This is a genomic window from Curvivirga aplysinae (assembly GCF_009711445.1).
Classification (GTDB): Bacteria; Pseudomonadota; Alphaproteobacteria; order UBA8366; family Aestuariispiraceae; genus Curvivirga; species Curvivirga aplysinae.
On sequence record NZ_SMMC01000142.1, the window covers coordinates 1 to 18822 of the forward strand.

The 18822-nt window shown below is 42.6% G+C and carries 18 protein-coding genes; 13 read left to right on the forward strand and 5 right to left on the reverse strand.

The features are described 5' to 3' along the window. Positions 1-170: 170 nt before the first annotated feature. Genes thpR through E1160_RS05090 form a run of 3 tightly spaced genes read left to right on the forward strand, consistent with a single transcriptional unit; the run spans position 171 to position 2332 of the window. Positions 171-803 carry an RNA 2',3'-cyclic phosphodiesterase gene (gene thpR, locus E1160_RS05080; protein ID WP_155153921.1) on the forward strand — a complete coding sequence of 211 codons (633 nt, stop codon included), beginning with the start codon at positions 171-173 and terminating at the stop codon, positions 801-803. Positions 804-835: 32 nt separating this feature from the next. Next, complete coding sequence (locus E1160_RS05085) at positions 836-1354, forward strand: hypothetical protein (RefSeq protein ID WP_155153922.1); 519 nt, start codon at positions 836-838, stop codon at positions 1352-1354. Between the two features lie 15 nt (positions 1355-1369). Next, entirely contained in the window at positions 1370-2332 is a 963-nt protein-coding gene (locus E1160_RS05090; RefSeq protein ID WP_155153923.1) for a tyrosine recombinase XerC, read from the forward strand. Between the two features lie 21 nt (positions 2333-2353). Here the strand turns inward: E1160_RS05090 and E1160_RS05095 are convergent, their stop codons facing one another. Beyond that, positions 2354-3661 carry a mechanosensitive ion channel family protein gene (locus tag E1160_RS05095; protein ID WP_155153924.1) on the reverse strand — a complete coding sequence of 436 codons (1308 nt, stop codon included), beginning with the start codon at positions 3659-3661 and terminating at the stop codon, positions 2354-2356. Between the two features lie 84 nt (positions 3662-3745). After that, positions 3746-4126 carry a GFA family protein gene (locus E1160_RS05100; RefSeq protein ID WP_155153925.1) on the reverse strand — a complete coding sequence of 127 codons (381 nt, stop codon included), beginning with the start codon at positions 4124-4126 and terminating at the stop codon, positions 3746-3748. Between the two features lie 123 nt (positions 4127-4249). Here E1160_RS05100 and E1160_RS05105 point away from each other — a divergent pair, with 123 nt between their 5' ends. Then, entirely contained in the window at positions 4250-4672 is a 423-nt protein-coding gene (locus E1160_RS05105) for a hypothetical protein (RefSeq protein ID WP_155153926.1), read from the forward strand. Here E1160_RS05105 and ubiG read toward each other — a convergent pair. After that, positions 4669-5448 (reverse strand): bifunctional 2-polyprenyl-6-hydroxyphenol methylase/3-demethylubiquinol 3-O-methyltransferase UbiG, encoded by a 780-nt coding sequence (gene ubiG / locus E1160_RS05110; RefSeq protein WP_155153927.1) that lies wholly within the window; start codon positions 5446-5448, stop codon positions 4669-4671. The two genes, E1160_RS05105 and ubiG, sit on opposite strands and share 4 nt — an antisense overlap. A 203-nt stretch (positions 5449-5651) precedes the next feature. Between ubiG and E1160_RS05115 the strand changes: the two genes are divergently transcribed. The 9 genes from E1160_RS05115 to E1160_RS05155 all read left to right on the forward strand — a co-directional run bounded on the left by E1160_RS05115 (position 5652) and on the right by E1160_RS05155 (position 17738). Beyond that, positions 5652-6881, forward strand: a complete 1230-nt coding sequence (locus tag E1160_RS05115; RefSeq protein WP_155153928.1) for an aspartate kinase — start codon at positions 5652-5654, stop codon at positions 6879-6881. Between the two features lie 323 nt (positions 6882-7204). Beyond that, complete coding sequence (gene ptsP / locus E1160_RS05120; protein WP_235914051.1) at positions 7205-9514, forward strand: phosphoenolpyruvate--protein phosphotransferase; 2310 nt, start codon at positions 7205-7207, stop codon at positions 9512-9514. A 135-nt stretch (positions 9515-9649) separates the two neighbouring features. Beyond that, positions 9650-10942, forward strand: coding sequence for a helix-turn-helix domain-containing protein (locus E1160_RS05125; protein WP_155153929.1), 1293 nt, complete (start codon positions 9650-9652; stop codon positions 10940-10942). Positions 10943-11262: 320 nt separating this feature from the next. Then, a complete protein-coding gene (gene ispG / locus E1160_RS05130) occupies positions 11263-12420 on the forward strand; it encodes a flavodoxin-dependent (E)-4-hydroxy-3-methylbut-2-enyl-diphosphate synthase (RefSeq protein WP_155153930.1) in 1158 nt (385 codons plus the stop codon). Positions 12421-12447: 27 nt separating this feature from the next. Beyond that, positions 12448-13692, forward strand: coding sequence for a histidine--tRNA ligase (gene hisS, locus E1160_RS05135; protein ID WP_155153931.1), 1245 nt, complete (start codon positions 12448-12450; stop codon positions 13690-13692). A gap of 29 nt (positions 13693-13721) precedes the next feature. Beyond that, positions 13722-15014, forward strand: coding sequence for a glutamyl-tRNA reductase (gene hemA / locus E1160_RS05140; protein ID WP_155153932.1), 1293 nt, complete (start codon positions 13722-13724; stop codon positions 15012-15014). 3 nt (positions 15015-15017) lie between these two features. Continuing rightward, entirely contained in the window at positions 15018-16100 is a 1083-nt protein-coding gene (gene prfA, locus E1160_RS05145) for a peptide chain release factor 1 (RefSeq protein WP_155153933.1), read from the forward strand. Beyond that, complete coding sequence (prmC, locus tag E1160_RS05150; RefSeq protein ID WP_155153934.1) at positions 16100-16936, forward strand: peptide chain release factor N(5)-glutamine methyltransferase; 837 nt, start codon at positions 16100-16102, stop codon at positions 16934-16936. The genes prfA and prmC overlap by 1 nt, the downstream gene beginning before the upstream one ends. A 292-nt stretch (positions 16937-17228) precedes the next feature. Continuing rightward, positions 17229-17738 (forward strand): DUF4167 domain-containing protein, encoded by a 510-nt coding sequence (locus E1160_RS05155; RefSeq protein ID WP_155153935.1) that lies wholly within the window; start codon positions 17229-17231, stop codon positions 17736-17738. 91 nt (positions 17739-17829) lie between these two features. On the opposite strand, the gene E1160_RS05160 is transcribed toward E1160_RS05155, so the two are convergent. Together E1160_RS05160 and E1160_RS05165 are read right to left on the reverse strand one after the other, a co-directional pair. Continuing rightward, complete coding sequence (locus tag E1160_RS05160) at positions 17830-18045, reverse strand: helix-turn-helix domain-containing protein (RefSeq protein ID WP_155153936.1); 216 nt, start codon at positions 18043-18045, stop codon at positions 17830-17832. Between the two features lie 38 nt (positions 18046-18083). Next, positions 18084-18572 (reverse strand): hypothetical protein, encoded by a 489-nt coding sequence (locus E1160_RS05165; RefSeq protein ID WP_155153937.1) that lies wholly within the window; start codon positions 18570-18572, stop codon positions 18084-18086. Between the last annotated feature and the right edge of the window lie 250 nt (positions 18573-18822).

The following is an 18822-nucleotide window of genomic DNA, read 5'->3' on the forward strand; positions in this document are numbered from 1 at the left end:
ATCTTAGTGTTATATCACCCTAGTTTCACAATTCTTTCACGAAAAAACGCCTTCCCCAAAAAGCCCAAATCATGTTAGCGATTTAATAGTTAGGTGGACCTATAGCTTGCCTAACAATCTGGGTAAGCAATCCGGCTGGCTACATCAACAGACTTTCAGGAGGCTGCGCCATGTTACGTTTATTTGTTGCCCTACCTCTTCCACGTGATATTACTCAGAAGCTATCTGAGCTAACAGGTGGATTACCCGGTGCCCGCTGGGTACCCTCAGAAAACTATCATTTGACCTTACGATTTATCGGTGAAATTGCCCATCATCAAGCTGATGATCTAGATGCGGCACTATCCATGATTTCAGAAGAAGCCGTGGAGATAAAATTAAATGGTTTTGGTCATTTCGGTAAACGGGGACGTGCCAATTGCCTAATCGCTATGGCCGAAAAAACACCTAGCTTGTTGCATCTTCAAAAGAAAGTCGAACGTGCAATGATTAAATGCGGCATGGAACCTGAAACGCGGAAATTCTGCCCCCATGTTACCTTGGCACGCATGAAACCAACCCCCGAAGTCATGTTACATGATTATGCAAAAAAACATCATTTTCCAAAAGGTTTGTCCTATACAGCCCATAAGTTTGTTCTTTATTCAAGCTATCTAAGCAATACGGGGTCTGTATATTCCCCTGAGATTGAGTATCCTTTAAATGGTGGCTTGGATGAAGATTGGACACAGCAAGCGGCCGAAGAATTCGCGATGGATTATACCTATAATTATCGTGGACAATTTGTCCCGGAATTTGCATAAATCGATCAAAGTTTAGACAATAGATAAGATCAATGACTGAAGTAAAAGAGACAGCTATACCCTTGAATAGCTTTATGAATTTTTATCATGAATCTCCGGGGCATCATGCAGATGCTTTTGTAGGCCAAATCGATGGTATAGTTACGTTAGAAGATTATATCTTAGCATTCTTTGATTCACCAATATTCCGAATTGAACGGTCGATATTATCTTTGTTCTTACTTAGACGTATAAAACAGTCAGAGATTAAAGAACTTGCCTCCGGGCGTAGCCAGCAATTCGCTCTTTGGAAAACGAAAAAGAGAAACGAAGAAGAGTTGCTTTTAGAAGTTGGAGACAGTCAAATCCGCACATGGTTTCACACGGAACAAGAGCAGTCGAATAAAACAAAGCTTTATTTTGGTTCTGCAATTGTCCCAGATACAACCAGCAAAAATGCAAAAGAAGGTATAGGTTTTACGTTTCGTTTCTTTATGGGGTTTCATAAATTATATTCACGGATTTTGTTGCAATCAGCACTAAAAAAGCTCAAACGAAATAATAACCTTTAAGAGTCATTGAAACGAATGAAACAAAATAAACAAGAATGGGAAGTCGATTTAGACCCGCTGCTTGGGAATAATGCAGTGGCACATTCCTTTCGTGATTTTTTGCTCTTCATCCGTACAGAAAAGCGTTATTCTGAAAACACTTTTATCGGCTACCAGCACGATCTTTCAGATTTTCTTCGGTTCCTTACTACACATCTGGGGAACACACCTTCGTTAAATGACCTTCAAGATTTAAAAACAATGGATTTCCGAAGCTGGCTCGCAAAATTGAGCCAAAAGGATTTAGCGAAAACAAGTATTGCACGTGCTTTATCAGCCGTGCGCAGCTGGTTTCGTTGGATGGAAAGACATAACTTAGTTAGCAATCCGGCCATTAAGTCAGTAAGAAGTCCTAGACTCCCTAAGGCAGTGCCTAAACCCGTCTCTGTTATTGATGCGAAAAACCTGATCCAGTTGGCAGGTGAACTATATGACGATGATTGGCAAGGAAAACGAGATATCGCTGTTTTCACATTACTCTATGGATGTGGCCTTCGTATATCTGAAGCATTAAATCTTAATATTGAAGACTGGCCAAGCGATAATACTCTTGTTGTTTTCGGCAAAGGCGGCAAACAACGCCGTGTTCCTATGCTGCCGCAAGTTAAGGAAGCTATCGCACTTTACCAATCTGCTACGCCTTATGCACAAGATCCTGCTAGCCCTCTTTTTCGAGGTAAAAAGGGAGGGCGTCTAAACCCAAGACAAATCCAGCTTTCTCTTCAAAAAATGCGCCCTCTTCTTGGACTACCGGACACAGCAACGCCGCATGCTTTGCGTCACGCTTTTGCCACTCACATACTTTCAGGCGGTGGTGATTTACGCAGTATTCAAGAACTATTAGGTCATGCCTCTTTGGTCAGCACTCAACGTTACACCGAAGTCGATAAAGATCGCTTATTAGGCGTTTATAATGCAGCTCATCCACGCGCCAAATAATTGAGTTTTTTTTGCAGAAGTTTAATCTTTATCAACTATTTCCACAGGTACAGCACCTCTGATATGAATATCTCTTTGTGGGTAGGGGAAATCAATTCCATGATCATGGAATTTTCGCCATATGAGCTTCAGGAAATCACTACGTACACCACCCAACCCGTTTTCAGCGTCACTCACCCAATAGCGGATTTCAATATGTACACCGCTATCGGCAAAATCAAGTAAGAGGCATCTAGGAGACGGATCATTTACGATACGATCAACATCCTCACATGCCTCCAGACATAATTGCATAGCAAGATCTAGATCGGAATTGTAATCAATAGAAATTAGAACTTTTTGCCTAACATTTGTATCTGAAAATGACCAGTTTTCTACGCGTTGAGTGATTAGTTCTTCATTTGGTATAAGATGCTCTGTGCCATCACGTGTGATTACTGAAACATAACGCCCCCCAAGTTTATCGATCCGGCCATAGGTCTCACCGAGGCTAATAATATCTCCAGGCTTCACAGATCGATCAACAAGCAAGATTACGCCGCTAATCAGATTGGCTGCCACTTTTTGCAACCCAAATCCTAGGCCGATCCCGATGGCACCGCTAAATACAGCCAATGCGGTTAGATCAATCCCCACCGCGTCTAAAGAAATCAAAATTCCAAAAAAGATTAAACTGATACGGACAAATTTACTCAATAATACTTTTGCCGAAGGCGTAATACTGGCAAATGAGGTAATCTTGCGATTGATAAATCTTTCAAGCAAAGAAAAGACCCAAAACAATATCGCGATTGCAAAAATACCTTTGATCATACCCAAGGCGGAAAATGTAACATTTCCAAGGCTAAAGGATAAACTCCTTAAGAATTGAGTCGTAATATCTAACAGACCAACGATGTTAAGGGCCGCCGCAAGCCACACCAATCCGCCTATAACTTTTGACCAGTTGGAGTCTTCGATTACACCGGAAATAAGCCTGATCACCACCCAGGCATTCAACAGACTAACAATTGTGTTAATTATATTGCTGTGTATTCCAACTTGATCAAAGGCAAAAACCGCAAACCAAAGAAAGAAAAGAGCAATAAGGGGCGATATAAGTGCACTTGCCAATTTCTTGATTTGTGTTTCATATAACTCAATTCTTTTAGTTAATTTTATGTGCTCAATAAATCGAAGGAGGCGCCGCTTGTATAAACGTAAAACAATTGCAATCACTAACAACACTGATAGTTGCAAACCGCTATCAAGTGTCAATAATTCTTCCCTAATCCAGCTATCCAGATACGAAACAGTCGAATAGAAAACCTGTTCAAGCTTCTCAAACATATTACGTCCTTACTACTTTTTATGAGTTAAGTAGAGCAAACCAATTAAATCTTGTCGAGCTTTGAATGATTTATTGGTAGCGGATCATCTATCGGAGGGGTGGTTTACACCATCTGCGGTTTCAACATCACCTAAATCAAATGGATTAACCCCTTCTAGGCATCCTACATTATAGCCATATTCATGCGGGTTGGATCGGCGACGATGATGGGTGTAGATACCACAAGTATCACAAAAATAATGCTCTGCGGTGTTTGTTTTAAACTGATAAAGCTTAAGATGTTTCTGCCCTTTAACAACTTTCAATCGATCTAAAGTAACAGATCCAGCAATTGCGCCACGTCGGCGACAAAAAGAACAATCACAACGTCGTGGATTTTCAATCCCATTAGGCAATTGCAACTCTATTTCCACATTCCCACAATGACATACAAGTTTATGAACAGGCTTCACATTTATCGACATTCTCACACTCCCCTTTTGTTAGAAGCTTACCTCCTTCTAAAGCAAGCTTCAAATCACAGAACTTGTGAAAAGAAACGATTCATTGGAAAATCTCCTTAACCTTATTTTGAGAGGATATCCAAGATGGCTTATTTCAATTTGATTAGTATCACATTCATAGCGGCACTTTCCTTTTCCAGCTCTGTCTTAGCGCGTGATATCCCTAAGAACTTAACGGCATCACAGGAACAGGAATATGCAAAATTGCAATGTGGGGATAATGCTGTCGGCTTCTGGGAAACACGCGCAGATATTCTTGATGGGCATACTCAACTTTTTGGCAATGAAAGCTTGACGGACAGTTTTCTTGTTTATCGTGTCTGTAACATGAATACAGAGACCAAAGCCGAAGTGATGGCCAGCGGTTTGAAAACTTATCCACTGGCACCATTCGCTTGTATTGACGTGAAGTTTAAAAAATATCTTAGCGTCAAATCATTTATTGAAGAAGACAAGCAAACACCGACTTCTTTTGTATATGGGCATTATTGCAAGATCGGCAATTAAGCTTTCTTTGCCATCAGCATATAGTTCACAGATAAATCTTTCGGCGCTAAAGACCACTTATCCTGTAAAGGATTAAAGGACACACCAGTAATTTTGGCCACTTGCATGCCAGCATTTCGAAGATGCCCGGATAATTCGGAGGGCTTTAAAAACTTCTTCCAGTCATGCGTACCGCGCGGCAACCAACCAAGGATATATTCTGCACCAACAATAGCCAGAGCATAGGATTTTGCAGTACGGTTCATCGTTGCCATGAACATACAGCCATCTTCTTTGACCAATGCGGAAGAAGCAGAAACAAACGAGTTCACGTCTGCGACATGTTCAACCACTTCCATATTGAGAACCACATCAAACTTCTCACCCGCCTCAACGAGTTGCTCAGCAGACGTATATCTATAATCAATCTGAAGCCCCATAGTCTCTGCATGACTTTTAGCGATATGTACTGATTTTTCCGTTGCATCAACGCCAGTAATCTCAGCCCCCATGCGACACATCGGTTCACATAATAAACCACCGCCGGAACCAATATCCAAGATACGAAGGCCCTTTAAAGGCTCCGCCTGCAAAGGGTCGCGGCCAAAATGGGCGCAAATCTGATTTCGAAGATATTCGATGCGAACTGGATTAAATTTATGCAAGGGTTTGAATTTACCATGTGGGTCCCACCATTCTTCAGCCATCGCCGCAAATTTTGCGATTTCTGCTTCATCAACAGTTTGTCCTAAATTGTCAGTTGCCTGGTTTTCAGTTGCTTGCATATTTTCAGTCATGGCACCGATTCTTTTGCTGAATGTCCTAATAACATGTCCGAAGTTTGTGATCATAAATATATACTATTACGTAAAAACATCAAAAACAGATCGAAAATGTTACTTCTTTAAGTCTGTGGCCTTGCACAGGCTGGTTCAAACGAGTATGGATACCCCGCTCCTATCAGGCAAGCATAATAAATACAAGTTTGAGGATACAAAAAATGGCACGTATCGTCATGAAATTTGGTGGCACTTCTGTTGCAGATCTTGACCGGATCGCAAATGCTGCCAAACGTGTGAAAAAAGAAGTAGACGCAGGGAACCAAGTTGCAGTGGTTGTTTCTGCGATGGCAGGTGTAACCAACCAGCTGGTTTCCTATGTAGATCAAACCAGCAAGATGTATGACGCCCGTGAATATGACAGCATTGTTGCCTCTGGTGAACAAGTGACAGCTGGCTTGATGGCTCTTCGCCTTCAGGAAATGGGGGTGAATGCCCGCAGCTGGCTAGGATGGCAAATTCCGATCAAAACAGATGAAGTGCACGGTAAGGCACGCATTGATGAAATCGACACCACAGACATGGTGAAACGTTTTGAAGATGAAAATCAAGTTGCTGTTGTTGCAGGTTTCCAAGGTGTGAGCCCATTAAACCGAATCGCAACATTAGGACGCGGTGGCTCCGACACCACAGCTGTTGCCTTGGCTGCTGCAATGGATGCGGATCGTTGTGACATTTATACAGATGTAGATGGTGTCTATACGACAGACCCACGCATTGTTGCGAAAGCACGTAAAATTGACAAAATCAGCCACGAAGAAATGCTTGAAATGGCATCTTTGGGCGCGAAAGTATTACAAACCCGCTCTGTTGAAATGGCAATGAACCATGGCGTAAGAATGCAGGTTCTATCCAGTTTCGAAGACTTGCCGGGAACTATGGTTGTAAGTGAGGATGAAATTATGGAACAACAAGTTGTAAGCGGTATCGCCTATAGCCGCGATGAAGCAAAAGTGACATTGGTCGACGTTGCTGATAAGCCGGGTATTGCCGCCAGCATCTTTGGTCCATTATCTGACGCGGCTGTAAATGTAGATATGATCGTTCAATCTGTTTCTTCCGATGGCAAGAAAACAGACATGACTTTCACTGTTGGGCGTACTGACCTTGACCGTGCTGTGCAGGTTCTAAAAGAAAACGAAGCAGAAATCGAATTTAAAGACCTGATTGCAGATGGCGGTGTTGTAAAGATTTCCATTATCGGTGTCGGTATGCGAAGCCATACAGGTGTTGCTCAGAAGATGTTTAAAACATTGGCTGAAAAAGGCATCAACCTGCAGGTTATTTCCACAAGTGAAATCAAGATTTCTACTTTGATTGACGAGGAATATACCGAACTGGCACTTCGTGCCTTACACACGGCCTACGGTCTGGACGCGGAAGAAGAATAAAAGAAACTTCCGAGAATGAGTTCTAAAAAGACCGGCGGCAGAGAAATCTTCCGCCGGTTTTCTTTAACGCGTATTTCTTCAACTTTTAGTCGGATAGACATGATTTAGTCACAATTCAAACCCATATTACGTTCAACTTTTCAACCACAACTTCACATCTCCCTAATATATCAAAGGGTTTTGATTCAATTGGTAAAATTGGACTTTTGATGTGGATTGAGATACTATAATTTAAATACATCGTATACGTGTATGGCTGCACCCGAACTCAAGCCCCCACACACAAATTACGACATGTAAATATTCTTTGGGAGTTGCCAGACATGCAACAGAACCAACATGCGCCTGCGAATGATCAGGATAGAGAGGGTTGGGCGGCCAGTGGTCGTGACATTTTACGTCGTGTACGTGATGTTATGGCAACCGGGGAAGCTGCCCAAGATAGATTAGATCGTGTAACACGCATCATCGCAGATGAAATGCGTGCTGATGTATGCTCAATCTATGTTCGTCGTGCCGGGGATGTTTTAGAACTTTTCGCATCAAAAGGCTTAAGTGCCGAAGCTGTCCACCAGACACGTCTGCGTGTTGGTGAGGGTATTGTTGGTCATGTGGCTGCGGAAGCGCGTCCTTTCGCCTTGGCAGATGCACCATCTCATCCAAAATTTGCTTATCGACCAGAAACAGGTGAAGAAAAATATCACTCGATGATGGGTGTACCGATCTTGCGTGGCGGTCGCATCATGGGGGTTGTCGCCGTTCAAAATAAAGAAGAACGCGACTTTACCAACGCTGAAGTAGAAATCCTTGAGACCGTAAGCATGATCGTTGCGGAAATTATCGCTGCGGGTGGTGTGGTTAGACGTAAAGAACAAACGCCTGTCGATGGTCTGGCGACAAAACCCCTGCGTCTTGACGGGGTTAAACTTTGCCAAGGTCTGGCCATGGGGCGCGCCGTTTTGCATCGTCCTGAAATTTCCGCTGATCATATGGTTGCAGAGGATAGTGAAACTGAAAAGCAACGCCTTGATGAAGCCATGAGTTCGATGCATTCCAATTTGGATAACATGCTTAAAAACATGACTAAGCATGACAAAGGTGGCGACCATATCGAAATCTTACAAGCTTATAGAATGATTGCGGAAGATCGTGGCTGGGTCAGAAAAATCAACGAAGCGATTGATACAGGTTTGACCGCAGAAGGTGCTGTAGTACGTGTTCAAAACGAAAATCGCGCACGTATGAATCATGTTTCAGATCCCTATATCCGTGAAAGACTGCTTGATTTAGAAGATTTAGCCTATCGCCTCTTGCAACATTTAGCGGGCGAAGCTGATATTGAAGAGCGCAATAAGAATTTACCTGAATATACCATTATCGTGGCCCGCAATATGGGACCAGCTGAGCTATTGGATTATGATTTGGATAAAGTTCAGGGGATCGTATTAGAAGAAGGTTCTTCTACGGCCCATGTAGCGATTGTTGCCCGCGCCTTAAATATTCCAATTATTGGTCGTGTCCCACGTATTCTTACACGTGTGGAACCATATGACCGACTTATTGTAGATGGAAATAACGCTATTTGTTTTGTACGCCCCGGAGAAGAATTCCGTCGCACCTTTAAGATTTCCATGGATATGCATAGGGAGAAGCAAGCAGCTTATGCGCGTGATCGCTTGTTACCACCTGTCACATTGGATGGAAAACGTATTACGCTAAACATGAATGCGGGGCTCTTGATTGACCTACCACATCTTCATGAAACGGGTGCATCCGGTATCGGTTTATACCGGACAGAAGTGCCCTTTATGGTGCGATCCAGTTTCCCAAATGTTGAGGAACAGGCTAAAATCTATCGAAGTGTCTATGACCAATCCGAAGGTAAACCTGTTATTTTTAGAAGCTTGGATATTGGCGGCGACAAAGTGTTGCCTTATTTCAACGAAGAAAACGAAGAAAACCCAGCTATGGGCTGGCGGGCAATTCGTGTTGGCATTGATCGCCCCGCTATGTTGCGTCAACAATTACGTGCAATGATTTTGGCTGCAGATGGTCATCCTTTAAAAATCATGTTCCCAATGATCGCAGAGACCTCAGAATTAATAAAGGCGCGTCAAGCTTTAGATGCTGAGCTAACCCGTGCAAAAAAACGTGGAACCCCTCTTCCTTCCAATTTGGAGGTAGGGATCATGTTTGAGGTGCCTTCACTTGCCTTCCAGATGGATAGTTTATTGCCACATATTGATTTTATTTCGGTTGGCACGAACGATCTGATGCAATTCTTTTTCGCCAGCGATCGGGGTAATCCACGCTTGGACAATCGCTATGACCCGCTCAACCCAGGTTTCATGAAGATGTTAAAAATGGTAGCGGATAAATGTAACGAACATGGCAAGACCATTTCGGTTTGTGGTGAAATTGCAGGCAACCCGGTTTTTGCTATGGCATTAATTGGTATCGGCATTCGGTCATTAAGTATGTCACCTTGGTCTATTGGCCCAGTGCGCAGTATGGTTCGTAGTCTTGATACATCAGAACTAAAGCATTTTATGTCTTCTGTGTTGGATGTTGGTGATCATAGTTTGAAAAACAGACTTCTTGCCTTCGCAAAGGATCACAACATACAATTTTAATCCGGTATGAGTCGCTGAAATGAAACAATCTTTGCCTTTCGAAAGCGAAGCAGACATACTAGGAACTCGATTCAAGCGTTGATACAGCATTGGGGGCTGATCACGCGACAACATTATATTCGAAAGAACAGGGTTATGTCGGATAGTACAGATACAAATACATCTTCTGAACCACGTCGCAAGGTTGGCGATATACTTCGTGATGAGCGTATTTTACGCGACGAAGATTTAAAAGACGTGGCTAAAGCTTTAGCAATCCGTCTCCCGTTTATGGAAGCTATTGAAAATAGTGAACCACAAAATCTTCCAGGTGCTGCTTATGCTCTTGGATTTGTTCGAAGTTATGCTGATTATCTTGGATTAGATAGTCGCGAGCTTGTCGAACAATACAAACAAGAAGCAAAAGAGTTAGAGCGTGAAATTGCCCTAAACTTTCCTGAACCTCTCCCATCACGCGGAGTGCCTGTCATCGCCTTGTTATTCATCGGTACAATCCTAGCCATTCTTTTTTATGGTGCATGGTGGTATTTGAATAATCAAGGTAAGGAAATAAGCGATTATGTACCGAGCTTATCTTCTGAACAGATTGAGGCAATTGAAACAGCCCCATCCAGCTCACCAGCTGAGGCAAAAGTAGAAGAAACAGTTGAGAGTGAAGTAGAGGAAATCCAAGAAACTGCCGAGCAGGCTATAGAAGAAACAATCAGCACTGTCCAAGATGCTAGCGCTGAAACAACTTCAGTTATTGTGGAAACAGTTGCAACAGAGGCTGCGACTACAGAAGAATCTGTATTGGAAACAGCACCTGAAACAACGCCTTCAGCAGAGAATACCACTAACGAAGTTATCGAAGAAACTGAAGAAACAGTGGATCTGGTTGAAGAAGCTTTTGAAGATAACTCTTTAAAAATTGAAGAAACACCCCAAGCAGTTGAGGCAGAAACGGCGACTTCAGCAGAAGAAGCAACTGAGTCTGCAGATAACATAACGGAAGCTGTCGAAGAAACAGCCGAAACATCGACCGAAGAAATCGTTGAAACAGTCGCTGAAACTTCTGAAGAAGTTTCAGAAGAAATTATACAAGTAGCAGTTCAACCAGCGCCCCTTAATAATAATCCTGATCAGCGAACAGCCCGTGTTTATGGTAAAGAAAATACGGGCTCTCGTGTCACCTTATTAGCTGCTGACTCTGCCTGGGTCGAAGTCGCTAAACCTGACGGTGAATTGACGTTGACACGCCTATTACGCAAAGGAGACCGTTACATGGTTCCTAATGAATCAGGGCTAACGATGGTCACTGGTAATGCGGGTGGTATAGTAATCATCGTTGATGGCGCAGAACTTGGTCCTTCAGGCCCTATTGGTGCGGTTCGCAGAGATTATCTTTTGGATGCGGATACCTTATTGGAAAGTTTTGCCAACCAATAACCTCCATGAAAAGTTAATATCAATGAAGCCCTTACATAATTTTATGTAAGGGCTTTTTTTGTATAGAATTAAATTGAAAAGCTGGTTCTCTTGAAGTGCTCATTCGTGACACATTTGATGAACATATCCGTTGGATGTGTCAAATTGGTATATATCATCAGTTACATCAAAAATATGATGCCGAATATTTGCAATAATTATCATTTATAACTTGATGAAAGCTTGATTTTTTCCCTATTTCAGCGCATTTTCCCGCCACAGGTATTTGTGGTGTAACATCATCGCTATAACCTGATAATTTATGCCACAGGATCAGACAAATGAGTATTCGCCCGTATCGCGATATTTACCGCCGAAAATCCCGACAAATTATGGTTGGAAATGTACCTGTTGGGGGCGATGCCCCAATCACCGTGCAAACCATGACCAATACATTGACCAGTGATGCGAAGGCAACTATCGAACAGGTGATAGCATGTGCCGAAGCGGGAGCAGATATTGTACGTGTGTCTTGTCCTGATGAAGATTCTACCCGTGCCTTAAAAGAGATTGTAAAAGAATCTCCGGTCCCAATTGTAGCAGACATCCATTTTCACTATCGTCGTGGTATTGAAGCTGCTGAAGCGGGTGCTGCATGCCTACGCATTAATCCCGGCAATATTGGTAAAGAAGAAAAAGTTAAAGAAGTTGTTGCAGCAGCACGTGATCATGGCTGTTCTATGCGTATTGGCGTAAATGCTGGCTCACTGGAAAAACATTTATTGGAAAAATATGGCGAGCCTAACCCGGATGCGATGGTTGAGTCGGCATTAGAACATATGCGTATCTTGCAAGATCAAGATTTCCATGAATTTAAAATCTCCGTAAAAGCATCTGACGTTTTCTTGGCGGTTGCAGCTTATCATGGTTTAGCCGAAGCATGTGATTATCCACTACATCTTGGTATTACCGAAGCTGGCGGCACACGTGCAGGTTCTGTAAAATCCTCTATCGGTATGGGTGGACTTCTATGGGCGGGTATTGGTGATACTATTCGCGTGTCGCTTTCTGCCGACCCTGTTGAAGAAGTCAAGGTCGGTTATGATATCCTAAAAACCCTTGGTCTGCGTCATCGTGGGGTAAATGTGATTTCTTGTCCGTCATGTGCGCGTCAACAATTCAATGTTATTGAAACTGTTGGTATGCTGGAAGAGCGCCTTGCCCATATAACCACCCCGATGACTTTGTCTGTGATTGGTTGTGTTGTGAATGGTCCGGGTGAAGCACGTGAAACAGATATCGGCTTCACAGGCGGCGGCAAAGGCACACATCAGGTTTATATTGATGGTAGCCAAGCCCACCGATTGAAAGATCAAAAAATCGTCGATCATCTTGTAGAGTTAGTCGAAGAAAAGGCCGAAGAAATTCAGGCTGAAATTGATGCTGAAAAAACTGCATTAGATTCTAAAAACTCCACGGCAACTTCTGCTGCGGAATAGCAACTTATTTTGTGAAAGGAACTTCCCATGGCGGATTTACAACCCGTACGCGGCACACATGACCTCTTGCCAGATGCATTGGCAAAGCATGACCATGTCTCCACCACGGCACAAAAAGTTGCGGGAACACATGGCTATGACAAGATCGCAACCCCTATCTTTGAGTTCACACAAGTCTTCGATAGAACCTTAGGCGACACATCTGATGTTGTAACAAAGGAAATGTACACATTTGAAGATCGTGGCGGTGATAGCATTACCTTGCGCCCTGAAAATACCGCCGGCGTGGCCCGTGCATTTATGTCCAATGGTCTGACACAAAATGTACCATGCAAATATTTCTATTCCGGTCCGATGTTCCGTTATGAACGCCCTCAAAAAGGACGCCTTCGTCAATTCCACCAAATCGGAATTGAATTGATTGGCGCCGCGCAACCTATTGCCGATATTGAAGTGATTTCTTGTGGCGCAGCTATTCTTGAAAGTTTAGGTCTCAAAAATATTAATCTGGAACTCAATACATTGGGTGATCAGGAAAGTCGTGACGGATATCGTAAAACCTTGATCGACTATTTGATGGACTTCAAAGACAAGCTTTCTGAAGACTCATTAAATCGTTTAGAGAAAAACCCTTTGCGTGTTCTGGATTCCAAGGATGAAGGTGACAAAGTCATTGTAAAAGACGCTCCGATCTATTCCGATCATCTGAACCAAGAAAGTCAGGATTTCTTCGGCAAGGTTTGCGAAGGATTAAAAGCGGCTGGCGTGAATTATACCTTAAACCCACGCCTTGTTCGTGGATTAGATTATTATTGTCATACAGCTTTTGAATTCACGACCACAGAACTTGGCGCACAAGGTACAGTGATGGCTGGAGGTCGTTACGATGGCTTGATTAAAACCATGGGTGGCCCACAAACACCAGGTGTTGGCTGGGCAGCAGGTATCGAACGTCTCTCCATGCTTGCAAATGACCCGGCAGCAAAACAACGCCCTGTCGCATTAGTACCATTAGGGGAAGTTGCAGAATTAAAAGCGCTTAGCATTGCTAAACATCTACGTAGCGAAGGCTTACGTGTTGAAATGGGCTATGGCGGAAATATGAAAAAACGTATGACCCGCGCGAATAAGATCAATGCTTATGCAGCTGTTGTATTGGGCGAAGACGAATTGGCAAAAGGTGTTGCCGGTCTAAAGAATTTGGACAAAGGTGAACAAACCGAAGTATCTTTGGACCAATTGGCGATCGCCTTAAAAGATATTCAATCCTAACCAAGGATTATTGTATTTAGGAGACCAGCTTGTCCCAACGCCCTTTTGTTATTGGTGTAAATTATCAAACCTGTCCGTCGGGTTTGCGGGATAAGCTGTTTCTTGATCAAGAAGAACGTGCGGCATTTCGCAAAAGCTTAATTGAAAAAGATATAAAAGAATGCCAGATCATTTCGACCTGTGATCGGGTCGAAATATTTGGTTTTCATCTGCAGGCCGAAGATGCATGCCTCACTATACAAAAAAAGTTGATAAATCACGCGCCCTCTTCTCGCAGTCAGGCAGACGAAATCTTTTTCCGCCGATATGATGATGATGCGATCCTCCATATTTTTGAGGTTTGCACTGCGCTCCACAGTCAAATGATCGGGGAAGCTCAAATCCTTGGGCAAATTAAAGAAGCCTATACGGATTCACAAAATGATCATTGTATGGGACATGATCTCGACAGTTTGATGCAAACCGCCTTTCATCTGGCAAAACGCGTACGTACTCAAACAAAGATTGGCGAGGGTGCTGTTTCTGTTGCGTCGGCAAGTGTAAAACTTGCAAAAGATTTACATGGAGAACTTAGCAATTCTCGCGGCATGATTTATGGCTTAGGTGAAGCTGGGCAAATAATGCTAGATCAGTTTAATGCCGCCGGCATGCATAACTGGATGCTATCAGGGTCCTCACGGAGAACAGAAAGATATGCAAAACGATTAAACTGCCATTTCGTCCCAGAAGACGACTTGGAAGGAAAGTTAGTCAATTGTGACATCCTGATCACCGCATCTGGGTTAGGACGCTTTCTGCTGGATGATACAGCCTTTAAGATCCTTATGGAAAAACGTCGCTATAAGCCTTTATTGATTATTGATTGCGGTGTGCCATTGGATATTGACCCTGCTGTGGATACATTGGATAGTCTTTTCCGGTATAGTATCGAAGACCTAGAACGCTTGGCTGAACGCGGACAAACAAATCGCGAGAAAGAAGCTAGTCAGGCACGATTGATGGTCCAAGAGGCCGTCATTGAATATCGTCGCGGTTTGGCCGAACAAGATGGCATTCCTGCTTTGATTGGACTACGAGAACATTTTGACAAAACACGCCAAACTGTTTTACAGGAACACCCACATCTTGATGCGACGGAAGCAACTCGCCTTTTAATCAACAAACTATTACATCGACCCAGTGAAGCTTTACGCGCCATGGCGGCGGATGGTAGTGATGCCGACATCAAAGATTGGATCACCGTTAACAGGGTGCTAGAGCAGCTATTCACCCTGAGCGATTATACTGATAATACAGAAGAAACAGAGACTGAAGGAGAATAACCCATGAGCTGGACCCATCGTTTGGATCGCGTATTGGCCCGTCATCAAGAGTTATCAGATACTCTGGCCTCTGGTCAGGTAGCGCAAGATCAAATTTCTGCCCTTTCAAAAGAATTTGCAGAACTCACACCTGTGGTCGAAACGATCAATGCTTTCCGCGGTACTGAACAGGAAATATCAGACCTTCAAGAAATGTTGCAAGATCCTGATCTGGATGCGGAAATGAAAGAGATGACTGAAGATGAACTTCAGGAACTCAAAGAAAAAATGCCTGACCTTGAAAAAGACATGCAATTGGCTCTTCTACCAAAAGATGAAGCAGATGCTCGTAATGCTATTCTTGAAATTCGTGCCGGTACAGGCGGTGATGAAGCAGGCCTTTTTGCAGGCGATCTGCTTCGCATGTATCAACGTTATGCATCTGTCCGTGGCTGGAAAGTTGAGTTGATCGAAGAAAGTGATAATGGCGTTGGCGGCTATAGTCAGGTCGTTGCCAATATTACAGGCGATAACGTATTTAAAAAGATGAAATATGAATCAGGTACCCATCGTGTGCAACGCGTGCCCGTGACGGAAAGTGGTGGCCGTATTCATACATCTGCTGCAACGGTTGCGGTGTTGCCGGAAGCAGAAGACGTTGATATCGAAATTAACAATGTTGATCTTCGCATTGACACCTATCGTGCCTCTGGTGCTGGTGGACAGCATGTAAACACCACTGATTCCGCGGTACGTATCACCCATATTCCAACAGGCGTTGTAGTCCAATGCCAAGATGGGCGTTCGCAACATAAAAATAAAGAGCAAGCGATGAAGGTCCTTCGTGCACGTCTTTATGAATATGAGCGTGAAAAAATTGCATCTGAACGTGCAGAAGATCGCAAATCACAAGTTGGTTCCGGGGATCGTAGTGAACGTATTCGTACCTATAACTACCCACAAGGTCGCGTGACAGATCACCGCATCAACCTAACCCTATACAAGCTTGATCAAGTGCTACAAGGTGAAGCCTTGGATGAAGTCGTAGATGCTTTGATCTTGGATGAGCAAACAGCCATGCTGGCTGAATTCGCGGAAGGTATCTAATGAATTGGGGGGAAGCTCTCACCTCTGCAGAGACTACCCTCAAAGAAGCAGGGATTGACTCTGCACGTCAAGATGCAAGGTTGTTACTGGCCTATCATTTGAATAAAGATATCTCATCCATCATGGCCTTTCCTGAGAAAGAGTTAGAAGGTCGTAAAGATTTCAATAGTTTGATTAGTCGACGCAGTAAGTCTGAACCTGTCTCTCATATTTTGGGTGAGAGAGAATTTTGGAGCCTTCCGTTTAAAGTAACAAGTGATGTTCTTGATCCACGTCCTGATAGCGAAACATTGATCGAAGCTATTCTTGGAAGAAAACCAAATCATGATGAAGCAATCAATATCATAGATTTTGGCACAGGTAGCGGATGCCTTCTCCTCACCCTACTTAATGAATATAAACAGGCATTAGGCGCTGCGGTAGATATTTCAGAGGCAGCATTAAATATTGCTCAACAGAATGCAAGAAACCTAGATTTACATTCACGCTGTCAATTTATTAAATCGAATTGGCACGAGGAAATTTCAGAAGAATACGACATTCTGGTTTCAAATCCCCCTTATATTACAAGTGCTGATATGAAAACACTTTCAAAAGATGTTTACGATCATGAACCACATCTCGCTCTCCATGGCGGGGAAGACGGATTAAACCCTTATAGAATTTTGGTCCCAGCAGGTAAACAATTACTCAAGAAAAATGGGCTAATCTGCTTTGAATTTGGTTATGAGCAAGCCGATTCGGTAGCTAATTTACTTGATCAGAATGGATATAAAGATATCCAATTACACCCTGATCTTTCCGGGATAATTCGCTGTGCGACGGCTTTTTCATGATTTTTGCTCAAAAATGATGACTTTTTGTGAAAATATGCAGTTTTGCTAAAAAAATAGCTTGAAAAGCCGCTGTGTATTGGTAGCTTAATCCTTAGTCGAAGAGGTGATGCGCATCATTAGTGATATGTGAAAGCATCAGTGGCCCTGGCTTGGAACCAGCGCCTGAAATAGAAAGTCGACTATCCCGAAATGAACAAGCACCGTGACATGAACATCATGTCGCATGAGCATATATAATTATTATTTTTAATATTCAACTTCTGAATAACTGCTTTTGGTACGAGAAAAGATTATGAGACAAGGCAACAACAAAAACCGCCGTCATCGCAATAATAACAACAATAACAATAACAACCGTCGCCCTAATCCACGTCAAAATTACGACTCAAATGGGCCTGGCGTTCGTATTCGTGGCACAGCCTCTCAAATCTACGACAAATATGTATCTTTAGCACGCGATGCATCCAGTTCTGCGGACTGGATCTTGGCTGAAAACTTATTACAACATGCTGAACATTATGGACGTATTGTTGCAGCTGACCAAGAAGCACGCGATCGTCGTAAACAACAACAAGAAGAAGCCCGTGCTGCACGCGCTGCAGAACGTGCGGCAAATGCTGAAGCCGCGGAAGCAGAAGAAGACGCAGATGATGCCGACGTAGAAGAAGATGAAGAAGAAGGCGAAGCTGAAGTTGTCGTTGAATCCGCAAAGGAAGCAGCAAATGATGAAAATTCAGAAGACAATGCAGACGAAGCAGAAGTAGAAGTAGCTGATGACAGCAAAAATGCTGCCGCAGAATAAATTTCTAAACTATTCTTTTAATAATTTATATATAAAACGCCCTACTATTTAGTTAGTTGGGCGTTTTTATTAAAACTTCTATATAAATGAATTATTCAGCTTCTTCCGATTGAAACTCAAGTATATCTCCTGGTTGGCATTCTAGAACCGAGCAAATTGCATCAAGTGTAGTAAAGCGTATCGCTTTTGCCTTACCCGTTTTCAATACAGATAAATTAGCAATTGTTATGTCGACGGACTCAGATAGTTGAGATAATGACATCTTCCGTTTCGCAAGCATAACATCTAAATTCACTACAATTGGCATAGGTTCACTTTCTAGTTCCTACCTCTTATACAACCTTTCTAGATTGTTAGATCTGATTCTTCCTTGATTACAATAACTTCAGACATAGCCTTACTACCCATAAGAAGAAAAATACTCGCTACAAGGAAAGGTAGCTCCACAAAAAACGAAATATCCCCAAGCGTTATCTCTGGAAGAGCATCAATATATTGCCATTCCAACAACAAATATTCGACAGAAACCCCAAGGAAACTTTCCACCAAAAAAATCATCAGAATAACATGGCTAAACCGCTTAAAATAAACACCAATTTCTCGAGTTAAAAATTCGCCCTTTTGCCAGACACGGCTAATACAAAATAACTGCCACAAAGCCCAAATCCATAAAATCGGCGTCAATGCAAATAACACAGCAAGAATCCAAATATGGCTATCAGACATGTTATCAATGGCAATTATCTTTACCCCATTTTCCGTCATAACATCTATTTCCACATCAGGAAAAATGAACGGATAAGCGCAATCAATCATTGATGCAAATAGGGACAATATGATGATTACCCTAAATACATAATTGTATCTTTGAAATTGATTCCTGCACGTTTGAGACATGTGTTTTCCCTTTTTTCACAAAGAAAATACTCAATGTTAGCCAAATAAAATTAAAAGAGCTTCCAGCTAAACACAACTAATATTTTCCCATAAAGAATAATTTTTTATTGATTTTCGATAAAACAAGTCATAGATTTTAAATATTTTAGAAATTTAGCTACGCTTCACAAGGTAGAAAACCTGCTTT

Coding starts and splice junctions, on each gene's coding strand:
- thpR (WP_155153921.1), top strand. CDS start 171: ATGTTACGTTTATTTGTTGCCCTACCTCTTCCACGTGATATTACTCAG.
- E1160_RS05085 (WP_155153922.1), top strand. CDS start 836: ATGACTGAAGTAAAAGAGACAGCTATACCCTTGAATAGCTTTATGAAT.
- E1160_RS05090 (WP_155153923.1), top strand. CDS start 1,370: ATGAAACAAAATAAACAAGAATGGGAAGTCGATTTAGACCCGCTGCTT.
- E1160_RS05095 (WP_155153924.1), bottom strand. CDS start 3,661: ATGTTTGAGAAGCTTGAACAGGTTTTCTATTCGACTGTTTCGTATCTG.
- E1160_RS05100 (WP_155153925.1), bottom strand. CDS start 4,126: ATGTCGATAAATGTGAAGCCTGTTCATAAACTTGTATGTCATTGTGGG.
- E1160_RS05105 (WP_155153926.1), top strand. CDS start 4,250: ATGGCTTATTTCAATTTGATTAGTATCACATTCATAGCGGCACTTTCC.
- ubiG (WP_155153927.1), bottom strand. CDS start 5,448: ATGACTGAAAATATGCAAGCAACTGAAAACCAGGCAACTGACAATTTA.
- E1160_RS05115 (WP_155153928.1), top strand. CDS start 5,652: ATGGCACGTATCGTCATGAAATTTGGTGGCACTTCTGTTGCAGATCTT.
- ptsP (WP_235914051.1), top strand. CDS start 7,205: ATGCAACAGAACCAACATGCGCCTGCGAATGATCAGGATAGAGAGGGT.
- E1160_RS05125 (WP_155153929.1), top strand. CDS start 9,650: ATGTCGGATAGTACAGATACAAATACATCTTCTGAACCACGTCGCAAG.
- ispG (WP_155153930.1), top strand. CDS start 11,263: ATGAGTATTCGCCCGTATCGCGATATTTACCGCCGAAAATCCCGACAA.
- hisS (WP_155153931.1), top strand. CDS start 12,448: ATGGCGGATTTACAACCCGTACGCGGCACACATGACCTCTTGCCAGAT.
- prfA (WP_155153933.1), top strand. CDS start 15,018: ATGAGCTGGACCCATCGTTTGGATCGCGTATTGGCCCGTCATCAAGAG.
- prmC (WP_155153934.1), top strand. CDS start 16,100: ATGAATTGGGGGGAAGCTCTCACCTCTGCAGAGACTACCCTCAAAGAA.
- E1160_RS05155 (WP_155153935.1), top strand. CDS start 17,229: ATGAGACAAGGCAACAACAAAAACCGCCGTCATCGCAATAATAACAAC.
- E1160_RS05160 (WP_155153936.1), bottom strand. CDS start 18,045: ATGCCAATTGTAGTGAATTTAGATGTTATGCTTGCGAAACGGAAGATG.